Here is a 15134-nt window from a genome sequence, read left to right as displayed (position 1 = left end):
CCTTGAGCCGGGGGCGGTAGGGCATGGGAACGTCCTCTCGTGGGTTCGGAGCCGGGAGAATCAAGCCTAGTCGGAGGGCGAGGACCGGGGGGACGGCGTCGTCGTGAGCTCCTGGGAGGCCCCGGGGCGGGCGCCGACGCAGCTGTGGACGGTCCGCGGCATGGGCCACCTCGTCCCGGCGCCCCACGACCTGCCGGCCTCGCTGGGCCCGGGGACGCGCGTGCTCGTGGCCGCCGAGGCGATCGGCGGCTTCTTCGGGCTCGAGCGGCCCGCGGGGTAGACCCATCCCTACCCCACGAGGTCCAACGCGCTCCCCTGCGCCCCGCCCGCCGTTCCGGGATGATGGGGGCATGACCATCAGCATGTGGCGCCAGCTCGCCCGCCCCCTCTATGCGCTGTCCGGGGGGCCGTGGATCGCCCTGTTCGCCCTGGCGATGCAGCCGGCCATCATGCTCGCGGGCGGGCTGCTCCTGATCATGGTCACGGGCGGGCTGAGCACGCACTCGGTCACCACCCCACTGATCCTCCTGCTGCCCCTGGTGTGCATCGCGATCATCCCGCTGGTCGGCCTCTGGTACGGCTACGTCGAGCGCGGCCGGCTCTGGGTCCTCGGGTTCGACGGCGTGGACAGCGGCCACGTGCGCATGCCGCTGCGCCCGTTCTGGTCCTGGATCGCGGTGCGCTACCGCGAGCCCGCGACCTGGCGCGAGGTGCTGGCCACCGTCGTCGGCGGCATCTTCGGGCTGCTCAGCATCGTCGTGCTGTTCCTGCAGGTCGCCGTCCTCGCGGCCATGGGCTGGGCGCTGCTCTACCTGGGGGTCCTCCACGAGCGGCTCGACGAGGGCAACTTCGCCCCCCTGGACGCCGAGGTCCCCGAGCTCGGCCCGGAGGACTGGTGGATGGTCGCCCTCGCGATCCTCGCGGCCCTGATCGTCTTCGGCTACCTCAACGGCCTGCTGGCCGCGATCTCCGCCTCGGCCTCCAAGGCGCTGCTGGCCCCGCGTCCCGAGGAGATCCAGCGCCAGGTCGTGCGGCTCGCCAGCTCGCGGGACCGCATCATGGAGTCCTTCGAGGGCGAGCGGCGCCGCATCGAGCGGGACCTGCACGACGGCGTCCAGCAGGAGCTGGTGAACCTCAGCCTGCGCCTCGGGATGGTCGAGCTGGACCTCAAGGGCCTCGAGCAGCAGGGGGCCGACGCCGCCGGCGCGCGCGAGCAGCTGACCCTCGCCCAGGAGCAGGCCCGCCACGCGCTGCAGACCCTGCGCAGCACGGTCCGCGGCATCTACCCGGCCGTGCTGGAGGACCACGGGCTGCGCGCGGCCCTGGAGGAGCTGGCCAACAACTGCATCCTGCCGGTGGAGCTCGACTACGACGCCGCGCACCCCTTCCCCCGGAGCGCCGAGCGGACGGCCTACTACGCCGCGAACGAGGCGATCGCCAACGCCCTGAAGCACGCGGAGGCGACCCGGCTGCGCATCACCGCCCGCTCCGCCGAGGGAACCCTCCGCCTGGAGATCGCCGACGACGGGCGGGGCGGGGCCGACGCCGCCCGCGGCAGCGGCATCGCGGGCCTGAACGAGCGCGCCGAGGCCCTGGGCGGCGCCGTCGAGGTCGACTCGCCCCCCGGTGGCCCGACGACGCTGCGCCTCCGGCTACCCTTGAACCAGGATGAGCGGGCGAGTACCCTGCGGTTCTGAAGCGGCCCCTGCCTCGGCCCGGCTCCTCCGCCCGTCCGCCGGCCCCGCGGCTCGGCGGGACGGCCAGCAGACGGACCGACGAAAGGCTGACCCGCGTGCGCATCGTCCTCGCCGAAGACTCCACGCTCCTGCGCGAGGGCCTGGTCATGGTCCTCACCCGGCTCGGGCACGAGGTGGTCCGCCAAGTGGCCGACGCCCCCTCGCTGATCAGCACCGTGGAGGAGGTGGCCGCCGAGCAGGGGCTCGACGCCGTCATCACCGACGTGCGCATGCCGCCCACCAACACCTCGGACGGCCTCCAGGCGGCCCACCGCATCCGGGAGCGCCACCCCCGCATGCCCGTGCTGGTGCTCTCGCAGTACATCGCCGCCGCATACGCCCGCGAGCTGTTCTCGGAGGACTCGACCGGCCTGGGCTACCTCCTGAAGGACCGGGTCGGGCGGATCGAGGACTTCGCCCGCGCGCTGGAGACGGTGGCCGAGGGCGGGACGGTGATCGATCCCGATGTCGTGAAGCACCTGATGGGCAACGCCGCGGCCGACAGCCGGTCCGAGGCGCTGCGCAGCCTCACCCCGCGGGAGCTGGAGATCCTGGAGCTGATGGCCCAGGGCCGGGCCAACGCGGAGATCGAGCGGGAGCTCTACGTCTCCTCGGCCACGGTCGCCAAACACATCGGCAACATCTTCGACAAGCTGCGGCTGGATCCGGACGCCGGGAACCGCCGGGTGCGGGCCGTCCTGGCTTTCCTCGGCAAGTAGCGCCGGGCGCGGGGCCGTCATGGCCTTCCTCGGGAAATAGGGGCCAGGCGCGGGCCGTCCCGGCCTTCCCGACCGTCCTCGGCAAAGAGGCGCCGGGTCAGCCGAGCTTGCCCTCGAAGTAGGCCCGGATCGCCTCGCTCGCAGCCTCCTGGCCGACCATCTGGTCGTCGAAGCCGTGGGATATGACCGCCACGGAATACGACCGGTCCCCGCGGAAGACCGCTCCCATCGAGTTGATGTGCCAGGCCCCGGAGTCGTCCTGGATCCAGCCGTTCTTGACGTCCACGTCCGTGACGTCCTCGCCCCCGATCATGGCCCCGACGCCCCAGTTCTGCGACTCGTCCTCCGGCGTCATGACGCTCGTCAGGAAGTCCAGGTCCCCGGCGTCGACCCAGTCGACGCCGTCGACGATCCCGCGCACGATCTGCACCTGGTCGGCAGCGTGCGTCTCGTTGTCCCCCCAGGACCCCTCGGCGCGGGTCCCCTCGACCCCGAGCAGGCCATAGGTCTCGTTCAGGACGTCGGAGGACTTCCGGGCCTCCTCCTCCTGCAGCGCGGGGTCGCCGGGATCGTCGGGACCCTGCTCCGAGAGGTACTCGCCCTGCACCGCGAGCGAGCGGAACAGCTCGGCGGTGGCCAGGTTGTCCGAGTAGCCCACCGACCTGACGACGAGGTCGCGCTGCAGGTCGCTCAGCCGGCCGCCCTCCTCGGCGGCGCGCCGCATCACCGACAGCGCGATGGGCACCTTGACGATGCTCGCCTCGAAGCTCTGCTCCTGGGCGTCGAAGCGGTAGAGCACCCCGGCGTCGTGGTCGTATCCGGCCAGGCTCAGCGCGGCGCCGTACCGCGCGGCGATCTCCTCGAGGGCGGGGGTGATCCTGTCCCCGGCCTCGTCGCTCGGGGCGCCGCTCACGCTGGGAGCCGCCTCCTGCTCCCCCCGCCCGCCGCACGCGGCCAGCAGGGCGCCGGTCAGCAGGGCGGAGGCGCCGATCCCCAGGGCACGACGCCGCCCCATCACCGCGCCGCCCGGGGCACCGCCCACGGCCGTGGCGGGATCGGGCTCGGCGAGGTCGCTCGCGGGCCGGCCGGCCGCCGGGCCTCGGATTTCGTCAGACATGCCCCTCACCCTAGGGATGCGCGAGGGTCGAGGCCAACCGATCGTGAGCTATCGCTCCGCGATGCTCAACACATATCGATTGCGGAATATACGCAGGAGGGGAGGGTGAGTCCCCTCCTCGTGCGCCGTAAAATGGAGGGAGAGACAGCACCGCACGGCGCGCGAGCGCCGCGGTGGGAGCCGCGGCCGCACCCGGCCGCCATCGGATGCACCAGGGAGCACATCGTGGACATGCCCGACGAGCCGTTCGGCGATTCCGCCGACCCCCCGGAGGCCCTCGCGTCGGGCCTCGGCCCGCGAGCACGGGGAGCGTCCTCCGACGCCGTCCTGACGCCGGCGCAGATCCGCGCGTGGCGGCAGTACTTCGAGACCTCCCAGGCCCTCCAGAACCGCCTCGAGGTGCTCCTGCGCAAGCAGTCGGAGCTCCGGCTGGCCGACTACAACCTGTGCCTGATGCTCTATTCGGCCCCCGACCGCCGCCTCCGGCTGGGCGATCTGGCCCGGGGCATGGTCTTCTCACCCTCGCGGCTGAGCTACCAGGTGAGCAACCTGTGCGGGCGGGGCATCATCCACCGCGTCGAGGACCCCGAGGACGGCCGGGCCACGCTGGCGGAGCTGACCGAGCACGGCGTCGAGGTCTTCACCGCCGCCCGGCGCGCGCACCGCCGCCACGTGCGCGAGCTGTTCATGCGGCACCTCACCGAGGAGGAGACCGCGCAGCTGGAGAGGATCTTCGCCCGGGTGGGCGAGCGGCTGGAGCGGGAGGGGGACTAGCGCTCGGTGCGGCGCAGCGCCTCGCGGTTGGCGGTCACGGAGGCGGCCACCACGTTCAGCGCCATCCCGACCAGGAGGATCAGCCAGCCGAGCACGCCCAGTCCCGTGGAGACGAGGATCGCCCCGAGCAGCAGCAGCACGAGCGAGGTCAGGTAGGCGGGCGTGAGGAAGGCTCGGAAGTTCATGGTCCTATTCCATCATGCTTCGCCGGGAGCCCGTCCCTCGGGCCGCGGGTTCTTGTTCCCGGTTCCGGACTGCCTGGTCACGGAGATCATGGAGTACATCTCGGGGTTGCTGACCGCGGCCATCTGGTCGAGCTGGTGCAGCACGCGGTCCACCACGGCGGGGTCCACGCCGCGGTCGGAGCGGGCCCGGATGACCTCGTCCTGCGCGGCCGAGAGCGCGGTGTCGCGGACCTTGGTGAAGATCGCGCGGCGGCGCTTCCGCTCCTTCATCTGGCGGCGGTAGGCCTCCTGGTCCTCGACCTCCGAGGGCTTCTTGGGCACCATGCGCCGGTACATCTCGGTCACCGTGGCCACGACCTCGGGCGGGGCCTCCTCGGCCTCGTGCTTGAGCGAGCTCAGGGCCGCGCGCTGGGCCCGCTCGAGCAGCCGACGCTCCTGCCGGTCCTGCCAGTCCTCCTGCCCCAGGCCCAGGATGCGCACCAGCAGCGGCAGGGTCAGGCCGGGGAAGACCATGGTGAACAGCAGCACGACGGCGGCGATCACCAGCCCCTCGGCGTGGAACGGGAAGTCCTCCACGGGCAGCGAGAGCGCGAGCGCCAGCGTGACCAGCCCGCGCATTCCCGCCCAGGTCATCACGAGGGACTCCCCGAAGGTGCGGGGCGTGAGCGGGCGCGGGGAGCGGCTCATCTTGCCCAGCGCGGCGATGAGCAGCATCCAGGCCAGCCGCAGCAGGATCACCACGGCGGAGATGATCACCCCGTGCAGCACCATCTCCCCGATCCGGTCCCCGGCGTCGTCGATCACCTGGCGCAGCTGCAGACCGATCAGGCCGAAGGCGACGCCGGTCAGCAGCATCTCCACGACCTCCCAGAAGGCCGCACCCGTCAGCCGGTCCTCGGGCTCGAGGTCGCCCTTGGAGCTGGACATCTGGACCGCCGCGACCACCACCGCGATCACGCCGGAGGCCGCCACCTCCTCGGCGACGATGTAGACGGCGAACGGGATGACCAGCGTCAGCGCGGAGCGCCCGACGCCGTGCGCGAGGTGCCGGCGCCCCAGCGCGCCGAGCCAGCCCATCGCCAGCCCCACGGCCACCGCGGCGATCGCGGTGTAGACGAACTGGAGCCCCAGCGCCCCCGGGGACAGGTGGCTGTGGCTGGTGATCGCCGCGAGGGCGGCCTGGAAGGCGACCAGCGAGACGGCGTCGTTGAACAGGCCCTCCGTCTGCAGGGTCGCCACGATGCGCCGCGGGATCCCCACGGGCTCGGCGACGGCCTCGACCGCGACGGGGTCGGGCGGGGCCACGGCGGCGCCGATCGCCACGGCGGCCGCGATGGTGATCCCGGGGATGAAGATCAGAGCCGTCCAGATGACGGCGAGGATGGTGATGACCACCAGGACCACGGAGTAGACCACGATCGCGCGCCAGTTGGTGCGGAACATCTGCCAGCTCGCCCGCTGGCCCAGGGCCCAGAGCAGCGGCGGGAGGAAGATCGGCAGGATGAGCTCGGCGTCGAGATCGACCTGCGGGACGCCCGGGACGAAGATGACGGCCCCGGTCGCGATCGTCAGCAGCACCGGCCAGGGCAGGTTGAACCGATCGCCCACGCCCACCAGGACGACGGTGGCCAGCAGGATGGCGATGAGTACGATCAGGAATTCCACACTAGGAATGCTACGCAGTCGGGGCCGCTTGCGCGGACAGCGTACGGGGGTTCAGCCCCGGATGACTCCGGCGTAGCGTCGGAGACGGTTGTCCCCGTACCCCTCATGGAAGGAAACACCATGGCAGATCTGTCCTCCAAGAAGGTCGCCTTCCTCCTCACCAACGGTGTGGAGCAGGTCGAGCTGACCGAACCCCGCAAGGCCCTCGACGACGCCGGCGCCACGACCCACATCGTCTCCCCCGCCGGTGAGCAGCTCACCGCGATGAAGGGCGACTGGGACCACGCCGACTCCTTCGACGTCGACGTCGCGCTCTCGGACGCGAACCCGGACGACTACGACGCGCTGGTGCTGCCCGGCGGCACCGTCAACGCCGACACGATCCGGATCGCCGAGGGCGCCACCGACTTCGTCAAGGCGTTCCTGCGCGAGGGCAAGACCGTGGCGGCCATCTGCCACGGCCCCTGGATCCTCGCCGAGGCCGACGCGCTGAAGGGCCGCTCCCTCACCTCGTTCCAGTCCATCCGCGTCGACCTGCAGAACGCGGGCGCGCAGTGGCAGGACTCGCAGGTCGTGGTCGACAACAACCTGATCACCAGCCGCAACCCCGACGACCTCGAGGCGTTCAGCGCCGAGATCGTCAAGGCGCTCAGCTGATCCGCTGACGTCACCGGCCGGCTGACGACGCCGGTGCGCCGCCGACCCGGGACCGGAGTAAGCCTCCGGCCCCGGGTCCGCCGCACGGCCTTCCGCGAGGGGAGGCCGGACGGGCCGCGAGCCCGCCCGGCCTCCCCTCGCGTCGTCTGCCCCCGGGACCGCCCCGGGCGAGCCGCTCACCCCCAGAGGGTCAGCATCACGTGCGCGATCAGCGTCGAGGCCAGGAACGTCGCGGCGATGACCACGATGCCGACGGGGACGATCTTCCACCCGATGGTCCGGAGCATGGGGATGTCCTTGCCCACGCTGAGGCCCGCCACGGCGAGCATCACGGTGATGACCGAGAGGAAGTTCACCGACTCGGAGGCCTGGGCGATCCAGGGCGCGACCGGCGAGATCGGCGCCGTGGCCAGCACGCCGACGGTCACCACCACGATCAGCGCGGGGACCTTGCCGCGGGTGACCTTCGCGATGCCGAGGCTCAGCGCGACGAGCAGGCCGAGCAGCGCGTAGGTCGCGACCATGCCCCAGGAGAACGAGCGGGCCGCGATCGCCGCGACGACCACCCCGGCGCCGCAGAAGATCGCCAGGGAGTTCCACAGCGGCAGGCGGACGTCGGGCGTCTTCATCAGCGTCTGGCCCACCGCGCGCGCCGTCGTGACCACGGACTCGGTGACGGCCGTGCGGGGCCGCGGCTGCGCGACCGTCCCGCCGCGCGTGAGCAGCCGGTAGAAGCGGTCCGCGAGCGGCAGCGAGATCCACACGCCGAGGTAGATGCCCGCGAGGCTCGCCACGAGGTTGGCCGAGGCCGCGAGCGCGAGGACCTGCTCCTGCATCTCCGGGTGGGCCGCCGCGACGGCCGCCGCGCCCGCCGCCATCATCGACCCGGACCCGACGCCGGCGCCCATCGCGAGCGCGCGGGGGTCGAACAGGCCGATGGAGGAGGCCAGCGTCGCGGTCAGGGTCACGATGACGGCCCCAAACACCGAGCCGAAGACGTACATCGACAGCACCCCGCGGTACTGCGGGGAGTTGGCGCCGAACCGCTCCGTGACCATCGCGAAGGCCGCCTCGCGGTCGATCGAGAAGGTCGCGCCGACCGTGGCCGGCCCCATCCGGAGCAGGACGGCCAGCGGCAGGGCCAGCACGATGGCACCCAGGACGTTGCCGAACTCCTGCAGCAGCAGCGCGGGCCCCGCCTGGAGGATCACGGGCAGGTTGGGGCCCATGGTGAGCGAGAGCCGCGCGGTGAGCACCAGCACGGCGACCGCCATGATGACGCCGGCCGCGTGCTGAAGGTTGACCGCCAGCGGCCTGATGCGCTGGATGGAGATGACCGCGCCGATGACCAGCGCCCAGATCATCGGCAGGAACGCGATCGACGCCGTCTGGCCGAGCGGGACCTCGAGGGGGCCGATCGCCTGCGCCGCCGCGGAGACCGCCACGATGAGGGCCACGAGGATCCACAGGCGGCCGCCGCCGAGGGAGTACCGGATCGGGGCCTCGGCCTCCGCGGCCGCCGGGTCCGTCGCCCGCGGGGCCGCCGTCGAGGAGGCCTTCGAGGGGCGGGGTGGTTCGTGCATCAGACTTCTCGCTTCGGGCTAGGACGGGAGCAGGGTGACCACCGGCGTCGGAGGTGTCGTCCGCGTCACGTCGCCGGCCCGAGATCATTGTGCCTGATCAATGCATGCCGCGGAAACGATATGAGACGTATCCGCGCTCACATCCGGGGTGCCGCGCCGGCCTCCCGGGTGCTCGGGTCCGCATCCCGGGCGGGGAGGCGCCCCCTGCGCCCCCGCCCGGGCCGCCGCGGCTAGACTCGTGGGGTGGCCCTGACCCGCGAGCGCATCCTTGACACCGCCCTGGACCTCCTGAGCGCCTACGGCCTCGGGGACCTCTCGATGCGCCGGATCGCCGGCGAGCTGGAGGTCGCGCCGGGCGCGCTCTACTACCACGTGAAGAGCAAGCAGGAGCTGCTGGCCCAGCTCGCGCAGCGGATGCTGGGCGCCCCGCACGACGTCGAGCCCCCGGCCCCGACCGGGCCCTCCCCCGTCCTGCCTCCGGACGCCGAGCCCGGGTCCGCGGCCGCCGCCGAGGAGGCCCTGCGCCGGGCCCTGCTGGTGCGCGAGCGCCTCGTCGAGATCCCCGACGCCGCCGACGTCGTCTCCCTCGCCCTGGCCCTCCGCCCGGACGCGGTGCCGCCCCTGGCCGCGATCGCCGGGGTCCTGGAGTCCGCCGGGGTCGGCCCGGAGCGCGCCGGCTGGGCGGCGCGGACCGTCCTGCACGTGGTGCTGGGCTTCGTGGGGACGGAGCAGGACCTGGCCCGGGCGGGCGCCGCGGCGTCGGGCCCCGGAGGCCGGCGGCCCGGGGGCCGGAGGAGGCACGGCGCGGCGGCGCGGCGCCGGGGCGGGGGCCGGGGCCCGGACGCCCGCGGGTGCCGGGGCCGAGGCCTGCGCGTTCGGGGTGCGGGCGGTGCTGCGGGGCGTGTTCCTCTAAACTGTGGTGGTGCTCGCCGCCCGGGCGCACCGCCGCGCCCCGGGCCCGACGTCCGAACGCCCGGCGTCCGAGCCCCGCAGCCTTCGTCGTCGCCAGAAAAGAGCCACCCAGCATGTCCGAGGTCCACGCCGCAGCCCACTGGGCCACCCTGCCGGACCACGCGGCGAAGGTGGCCGCCCTCCGCGCGGAGTTCACGGCCCGCTTCGGCGGTGAGCCCGACGGCGTCTGGTCCGCGCCCGGCCGGCTGAACCTGCTCGGCGAGTACGTGGACTTCAACGGCGGCTCGTGCATGCCGACGCCGCTGCCCTACCGCACGCTCGTGGCCGGCCGGCTGCGCCGCGACGGCGTCCTGCACGCCGAGTCGCTGCAGATGGCCGAGCACGCCGAGGCCCGGATCGCGGAGATCGCGCCGGGGAACGTCTCCGGCTGGTTCGCCTACGTAGGCGGCGTCGCCTGGGCGATGAACCAGCAGGGCGGGGCAGACATCGCGCTGCCGGCCGAGTTCGGCGCGGACCTGCTGGTCGACTCCACGGTCCCCGTGGGCGGCGGCCTCTCCTCCTCCGCGGCCCTGCTGTCCTCGACGGCGCTCGCCCTCCTCGAGCTCTCCTGCCCCCTGCGCGCGGCCGCAGCGCTGGTCCCGCTGCCGGTGGGCGGCTGCGGGCCGGACAACGACGCCCTGCGCGCCCGGCTGGCCGCCGTCAGCATGGACGCGGAGAACCGCGTCGCGGGCGCCCGCACCGGCGGGCTCGACCACACCGCGGCCCTGCGCTCGCTGCCGGGCGAGGCGCTCGTGATCGACTTCCGCGACCTCTCGATCGAGGCCGTGCGCATCGACGCCACCGGCGCCGGGCTGAAGTTCCTGGTCATCGACACCCGCGCGCCGCACGACCTCGCGGACGGCCAGTACTCCAGCCGCCGCCAGGCCTGCGAGGACGTCACGCGGGCGGCCGGCGTCGAGAACCTGCGCGCGCTGCTGCCCGCCGAGATCGCGTTCCCGGAGCTCGACGCCGCGGCGGCGCGCACGGCCCGGCACCTCGTCGTCGAGGAGACCCTGGACCGCTGCGTCGCCGAGCCCTCGATCCGCGACTCCGTGGGCGAGCGGACGCTGCGCACCTGGATCCGGCACGTGTTCACGGACATGGTCCTGGTCGAGCGGGCGCGCGCGCTGTTCGTGGACCGGATGCCCGTCACCGAGGCCACGTGGGCCGAGCTGGGCGAGCTGTTCACCGAGTCGCACGCCTCGATGCGGGACGACCTGGGGGCCTCCCGGGCGGAGCTCGACGTCGCGGTGGACACCTGCCTGGCCGAGGGCGCGCTGGGCGCCCGGCTCGTGGGCGGCGGGTTCGGCGGGGCGGTCCTGGCGCTGGTCGAGGCCGACCGCCTGAACCCGACGGCGCAGGCCGTGGCCGACGCCTTTGCCGAGCGCGGCTTCGTCAGCCCCGTCTTCCTCCCCCTGGCCCCGGGGCGCCCGGCGGACCGGGACGCGTAGCCGCCGACGACGCGGGGCGGCACCGGGACGCGCGACGACGGGCGGCATCAGGACGCGGGGCGGCGGGCGACGCCGGACGCACGACCGCGGACGAGGCGGCAGGTGCGCGACGTCGCCGCCGGCCGGCCCCGCGGATCAGCCCTGGGCGGACACCGGAATACAACCTCCGCGAACCGGGTTTCCTGAAGCGGAAGATACGTGATCCGGAAAGGAAAATTCGTTGGCATACTCCCAGCTTTTCCGTCCTCTGACCCTGCGGTCCCTGGACCTGAAGAACCGCGCGCTGATCGCCCCGATGTGCCAGTACTCGGCCGGCGCGGACGGCGTGCCCACCGACTGGCACCTGATGCACCTCGGCTCGTTCGCGACCGGCGGCTTCTCGCTCGTGCTGGCCGAGGCCACCGCGGTGGTCCCCGAGGGCCGCATCTCCCCGCGCGACCTCGGACTGTGGGACGACGAGCAGCAGGCCTCCTTCGCGCGGATCGCCGACTTCGTCCACGAGCACGGCGAAGGGGCCAAGTTCGGCATCCAGCTGGCCCACGCGGGCCGCAAGGCCTCGACCTCCGGGGACCTCCCGGGCCTGTCCGGCGGCCCCCTGGCCGAGGACGACGGCGCGTGGCAGACCCTCGCCCCGACCACCGAGCCCTTCGGCGACTTCCCGGCCCCGCACGCGCTGACCGAGGAGGAGATCGAGGAGACGGTCCGCGCCTTCGGCGAGTCCACCCGCCGCGCGGTGGCGGCCGGCGTCGACACGGTCCAGATCCACGCCGCCCACGGCTACCTGCTGCACGAGTTCCTGCAGCGCCGCGTGAACACCCGCTCGGACCGCTGGGGCGGGGAGAGCCTCGAGGACCGCATGCGTTTCCCGCTGCGCGTGGTCGAGGCCGTGCGCGCGGAGCTGCCCGAGGAGCTGCCCCTGCTGCTCCGGGTCTCCGCGGTGGACTGGCGCGAGCCGACGGACACCGAGGAGGCCCGGACGGCCAACGCCGAGGACCTGGCGGACATCACGGAGTTCGTCGCGCGGGCCCGCGCGCTCGGCGTGGACATGGTCGACGTCTCCTCCGGCGGCAACCTGGCGGCCCCGCAGGTGCGCCCGGGCCCCGGCTACCAGACCGTGTTCGCCGAGCACATCCGCCGCGAGACCGGAGTGCCCACCAGCGCCGTCGGGATCATCACCGACCCGGTGCAGGCCGAGCACATCCTCGCCTCGGACCAGGCCGACGCCGTGAGCCTCGGCCGCGAGGCGCTGCGGGACCCGCGCTGGGCCCTGAACGCCGCGCGGGCCCTGGGCCAGGAGACCGCCTGGCCGGGCCAGTACGCCCGCGCCCGGCGGTAGGACCCGCCGCATCCGACGTCCGACGCCGCCCGTCCCGGGATCCGGGGCGGGCGGCGGTGCGGGGCGAGCGATCCGGGGCGGGCGGCGGCGCTGTGGAGCCGGGGCGGACGACGACGGCGCGCAGGCCGGGCGGGGGGGGGGGCTGGGGCACGGGGGCGGGGCCGGGCGGCCCGCCGCCTCAGGACACGTGGACCACGGGACGCCGCTTCTCGTCGGGCTCGGCCCGGCGCAGGACCTCGTGGGCCGTGGGCGCGATCTGCCCCTGGCCGAAGAGGAGGAAGTCGAGCGTGTTGCGCAGCGGGGACCCCCTGCTCCAGTCGAGGTAGAGGTGCGGGATCTGGCCCGTCATGTCGCGGATCCGCAGCGCGAGCGCGGCGATGTCGTTGGGCACCGTGGCCCCGCTCAGGTACAGCACCCCGTAGCGCCCCACCGTGCGCCCCTCCACGTGCAGCTCGCTCCGGAACTCGGAGGGATCCGCGATCGTGACCTCGACGAAGAGGATGTTCTTCTCCGCGCCCATCTTGTGGGAGCGCCCCTCCCGCTGCCGCTTCTCGATGTAGTCGGCCAGGGTGCAGTTGTCCGGCTTGTGCGCGATCAGGTGGAGGGGCCGGCCCGGGCGGGCGCGGATCAGCTCCTCGGCCGCGGCGTCGAGGGTCACCGACGTCGTGCGCAGCTCGTAGGAGCGGGCCCACCGGGAGAGCAGGGAGACCGCGAGGATGCCCGCGATGAACACCAGCGCGATCCGCAGCCCGTCCGGCCGCTCGATCATGTTGGCGACGGTGACGTACACGAACGTCGTGGCCACCGCGCCGTAGAACAGGAACCAGCCGCGCTGGTGCGCCATCTTGGCCGAGAGCGTGACCGCGACGCCGGCGCTGGTCATGAGCACCAGCACCCCGGTGGCGTAGGCGCCGCCCTGGGCCTCGACGTCGGCGTCGAAGATGAGCGTGACCACGACGGCGATCGCGGAGAACACGAGGACCAGCGGCCGGGAGGCGCGCGCCCACTCCGGCGCCATGCCGTAGCGCGGGAGGTAGCGCGGCACGAGGTTCAGCAGGCCCGCCATCGCCGAGGCGCCGGCGAACCAGAGGATCAGGCTGGTGGAGACGTCGTAGGCGGTGCCGAAGGCCTCCCCCAGCAGCTCGTGGGCGAGGTAGGCCAGGGCGCGGCCGTCCGCCTGCCCGCCGGGCCGGAACTGCTCCTGGGGGATCAGCACGGCGGTGACGAGCGAGGAGCTGGCCAGCAGGGCCGACATGGTGACGGCCGCGGCGGTCAGCAGCTTCCCGGCGCCCCGGATCCGGGAGCGGGTCCGGGCGGCCGGCGTCGCCCCCTCGCCGCGGATCTGCGGCATGACGAGGACGCCGGTCTCGAACCCGGACAGGCCCAGGGCGAGCTTGGGGAACACGAGCAGCACCAGGGCGATCGCGAACCACGGGCTGCCGTGGGAGGTCAGCGCCGCGCTCGACCACCCGGACAGCAGCCCGGGCTGCGCGGCGATCCTGAGCGCGGCGGCCCCGATCACCACCACGTTGAGCGCCAGGAAGACCCCCACGAGCCAGACCGCGAGGTTGATGGTCTCGCGGAAGCCGCGGAGGAAGACGGCGGCGAGCAGGGCCAGCAGGGCCAGGGTGATGAGCACGCGGTGGTCGTGGAGCCACGCGGGGGCGAAGGGGTTGGCCTCGATGTGAGCGGCGGCGTCGGCGGTGGACAGCGTCATGGTGATCATGAAGTCGGTGACGGTGAAGCCCAGCAGCACGAGCACGAAGAGCTTGGCCGACCAGCTCGAGAGCATCCGCTCCAGCATGCGGATGGAGCCCGCGCCCCGAGGGGACTCGCGGGCCACCCGGAGGTAGATCGGCAGCGCGGCGCCCAGGGTCACCACGACCAGGACGAGGGTCGCGAAGGGCGAGAGCAGCCCGGCCGCGAGCGCCGCGATCGCGGGCTGGTAGCCGAGCGTGGAGAAGTAGTCGACGCCGGACAGGCACATGACCTTCCACCACGGGTGGCCCTCCCGGTCGGCGGGGCGGCGGCCGTGGGGACCCTGGAGGTCGCCGTGGACCGACGACTCCTCGGAGAGGAACCAGGAGCGAAAGCGCTGCGTGCGCGAGGCGGGCGGCCCGGGGTTCTGCGTCCCGGAGGAGCGGGTCTCGCCAGACAGGGTGGTGCCCATCGTGACGTGTCCTTCACTGACCAGTGGGGCGCCGGTGGACGTCCCGAGGAGAACATACACCCGCGCGGACCCGGCGGAGCCCCCGGGCGGCCGACTTTCTGCGCCGTCTTTTGAGCCAACCGTGAACACCGGCCGCGAGCGCCCGGCGAGCGGTTCACAGCGGGGGGCGAGTCGCCTAGGGTGAGGACCAAGAGGCGGCTCCCCCTCCCGATCTGATCGGGCGGCACAGAGGGGAGCTTCCGGCGAAGGAAGGAGAGCCCATGGGTATCGAGGACAAGGCAGAGAACAAGGCACAGGATGCCTCCGGCACCGCCAAGGAAAAGGTCGGTCAGGCCGTGGGCAACGACGACCTGAAGAACGAGGGCAAGGCCGATCAGGTCAGCGCCGCCTTCAAGGACGGCGCGGAGAAGGTCAAGGACGCCGCACGGAACATCGGTGACAAGTTCACCAAGTAGCTCCGTGGGCGCCTGACGCCCGACGTGCCCGTGGCGGGTCACCACCAGGGGACCCGCCACGGGGGGTTTAACCCCCCGGCGCCGAGGCCCCGGGGCACCCCCCCGACCCGCCCCCCCCCCCCCTGCCCCCCCCCCCCCCCCCCCCCGCCCCCCCGCCCCCCCCGCCCCCACCGCCCCCCCACGGAAGGCCCCGCCCCCCCCCCCCCCCCCCCCCGCCGCGACGTCGTCGCCATCCCCCAGCGCCACCGGTTCCGATGCTTCCGGCACTTCCGGCTCCGACGCCATCGGCTCCGGCCCCGCCGCCTCCGTCCCCGGCCGCGGCGACGCCGGCACCA

Annotated in this window: 14 protein-coding genes; 9 read left to right on the top strand and 5 right to left on the bottom strand. The window is 73.5% G+C overall.

The annotated features are described in order from the left end of the window. Positions 1–103: 103 nt before the first annotated feature. From NBM05_RS14385 to NBM05_RS14375, 3 genes are all read left to right on the top strand, one after another. The gene (locus NBM05_RS14385; RefSeq protein ID WP_254168874.1) at positions 104–280 is read left to right on the top strand and encodes a hypothetical protein; all 177 of its coding nucleotides are present in this window, start codon (positions 104–106) and stop codon (positions 278–280) included. A 70-nt stretch (positions 281–350) separates the two neighbouring features. Continuing rightward, positions 351–1697 (top strand): sensor histidine kinase, encoded by a 1347-nt coding sequence (locus NBM05_RS14380; protein ID WP_254168872.1) that lies wholly within the window; start codon positions 351–353, stop codon positions 1695–1697. A 95-nt stretch (positions 1698–1792) separates the two neighbouring features. Then, entirely contained in the window at positions 1793–2455 is a 663-nt protein-coding gene (locus NBM05_RS14375; RefSeq protein WP_254168870.1) for a LuxR C-terminal-related transcriptional regulator, read from the top strand. Between the two features lie 97 nt (positions 2456–2552). Here NBM05_RS14375 and NBM05_RS14370 read toward each other — a convergent pair whose 3' ends face one another. Next, positions 2553–3572 (bottom strand): serine hydrolase, encoded by a 1020-nt coding sequence (locus tag NBM05_RS14370; protein ID WP_254168868.1) that lies wholly within the window; start codon positions 3570–3572, stop codon positions 2553–2555. Positions 3573–3803: 231 nt separating this feature from the next. On the opposite strand from NBM05_RS14370, the gene NBM05_RS14365 reads away from it, so the two are divergent. Beyond that, a complete protein-coding gene (locus NBM05_RS14365) occupies positions 3804–4346 on the top strand; it encodes a MarR family winged helix-turn-helix transcriptional regulator (RefSeq protein ID WP_254168866.1) in 543 nt (180 codons plus the stop codon). On the opposite strand, the gene NBM05_RS14360 is transcribed toward NBM05_RS14365, so the two are convergent. Together NBM05_RS14360 and NBM05_RS14355 are read right to left on the bottom strand one after the other, a co-directional pair. Next, positions 4343–4531: a hypothetical protein gene (locus NBM05_RS14360; protein ID WP_254168864.1), complete on the bottom strand. Its 189-nt coding sequence runs from the start codon at positions 4529–4531 to the stop codon at positions 4343–4345. The genes NBM05_RS14365 and NBM05_RS14360 overlap by 4 nt on opposite strands. A gap of 12 nt (positions 4532–4543) precedes the next feature. Next, on the bottom strand, positions 4544–6196 hold the full coding sequence (locus tag NBM05_RS14355; protein ID WP_254168862.1) for a Na+/H+ antiporter: 1653 nt from the start codon (positions 6194–6196) through the stop codon (positions 4544–4546). Positions 6197–6316: 120 nt separating this feature from the next. On the opposite strand from NBM05_RS14355, the gene NBM05_RS14350 reads away from it, so the two are divergent. After that, the gene (locus NBM05_RS14350) at positions 6317–6853 is read left to right on the top strand and encodes a type 1 glutamine amidotransferase domain-containing protein (protein ID WP_254168860.1); all 537 of its coding nucleotides are present in this window, start codon (positions 6317–6319) and stop codon (positions 6851–6853) included. A gap of 176 nt (positions 6854–7029) precedes the next feature. Here NBM05_RS14350 and NBM05_RS14345 read toward each other — a convergent pair whose 3' ends face one another. Next, complete coding sequence (locus tag NBM05_RS14345; protein WP_254168859.1) at positions 7030–8436, bottom strand: DUF3100 domain-containing protein; 1407 nt, start codon at positions 8434–8436, stop codon at positions 7030–7032. A 243-nt stretch (positions 8437–8679) separates the two neighbouring features. Between NBM05_RS14345 and NBM05_RS14340 the strand changes: the two genes are divergently transcribed. From NBM05_RS14340 to NBM05_RS14330, 3 genes are all read left to right on the top strand, one after another. Then, complete coding sequence (locus NBM05_RS14340; protein WP_254168856.1) at positions 8680–9597, top strand: TetR/AcrR family transcriptional regulator; 918 nt, start codon at positions 8680–8682, stop codon at positions 9595–9597. Then, positions 9519–10838, top strand: a complete 1320-nt coding sequence (locus NBM05_RS14335) for a galactokinase (RefSeq protein WP_254168876.1) — start codon at positions 9519–9521, stop codon at positions 10836–10838. Before NBM05_RS14340 ends, NBM05_RS14335 begins: the two co-directional genes overlap by 79 nt. 220 nt (positions 10839–11058) lie before the next feature. Next, positions 11059–12174, top strand: a complete 1116-nt coding sequence (locus tag NBM05_RS14330; RefSeq protein ID WP_254168854.1) for an NADH:flavin oxidoreductase/NADH oxidase — start codon at positions 11059–11061, stop codon at positions 12172–12174. A gap of 178 nt (positions 12175–12352) precedes the next feature. Here the strand turns inward: NBM05_RS14330 and NBM05_RS14325 are convergent, their stop codons facing one another. Next, positions 12353–14344 (bottom strand): APC family permease, encoded by a 1992-nt coding sequence (locus tag NBM05_RS14325; protein ID WP_254168852.1) that lies wholly within the window; start codon positions 14342–14344, stop codon positions 12353–12355. 260 nt (positions 14345–14604) lie between these two features. Between NBM05_RS14325 and NBM05_RS14320 the strand changes: the two genes are divergently transcribed. Beyond that, the gene (locus NBM05_RS14320; RefSeq protein WP_254168850.1) at positions 14605–14799 is read left to right on the top strand and encodes a CsbD family protein; all 195 of its coding nucleotides are present in this window, start codon (positions 14605–14607) and stop codon (positions 14797–14799) included. The last annotated feature ends 335 nt before the right edge of the window (positions 14800–15134 follow it).

Origin of the sequence: Rothia santali (assembly GCF_024199905.1) — a bacterium.
Classification (GTDB): domain Bacteria; phylum Actinomycetota; class Actinomycetes; order Actinomycetales; family Micrococcaceae; genus Rothia; species Rothia santali.
This window is presented reverse-complemented; position numbering and strand designations above follow the sequence as displayed.

Bases quoted from the DNA above. Each gene is read 5' to 3' on its own strand.
- NBM05_RS14380 (WP_254168872.1), top strand. From the start codon at position 351: ATGACCATCAGCATGTGGCGCCAGCTCGCCCGCCCCCTCTATGCGCTG.
- NBM05_RS14360 (WP_254168864.1), bottom strand. From the start codon at position 4,531: ATGAACTTCCGAGCCTTCCTCACGCCCGCCTACCTGACCTCGCTCGTG.
- NBM05_RS14345 (WP_254168859.1), bottom strand. From the start codon at position 8,436: ATGCACGAACCACCCCGCCCCTCGAAGGCCTCCTCGACGGCGGCCCCG.
- NBM05_RS14325 (WP_254168852.1), bottom strand. From the start codon at position 14,344: ATGGGCACCACCCTGTCTGGCGAGACCCGCTCCTCCGGGACGCAGAAC.
- NBM05_RS14370 (WP_254168868.1), bottom strand. From the start codon at position 3,572: ATGTCTGACGAAATCCGAGGCCCGGCGGCCGGCCGGCCCGCGAGCGAC.
- NBM05_RS14320 (WP_254168850.1), top strand. From the start codon at position 14,605: ATGGGTATCGAGGACAAGGCAGAGAACAAGGCACAGGATGCCTCCGGC.
- NBM05_RS14365 (WP_254168866.1), top strand. From the start codon at position 3,804: ATGCCCGACGAGCCGTTCGGCGATTCCGCCGACCCCCCGGAGGCCCTC.
- NBM05_RS14350 (WP_254168860.1), top strand. From the start codon at position 6,317: ATGGCAGATCTGTCCTCCAAGAAGGTCGCCTTCCTCCTCACCAACGGT.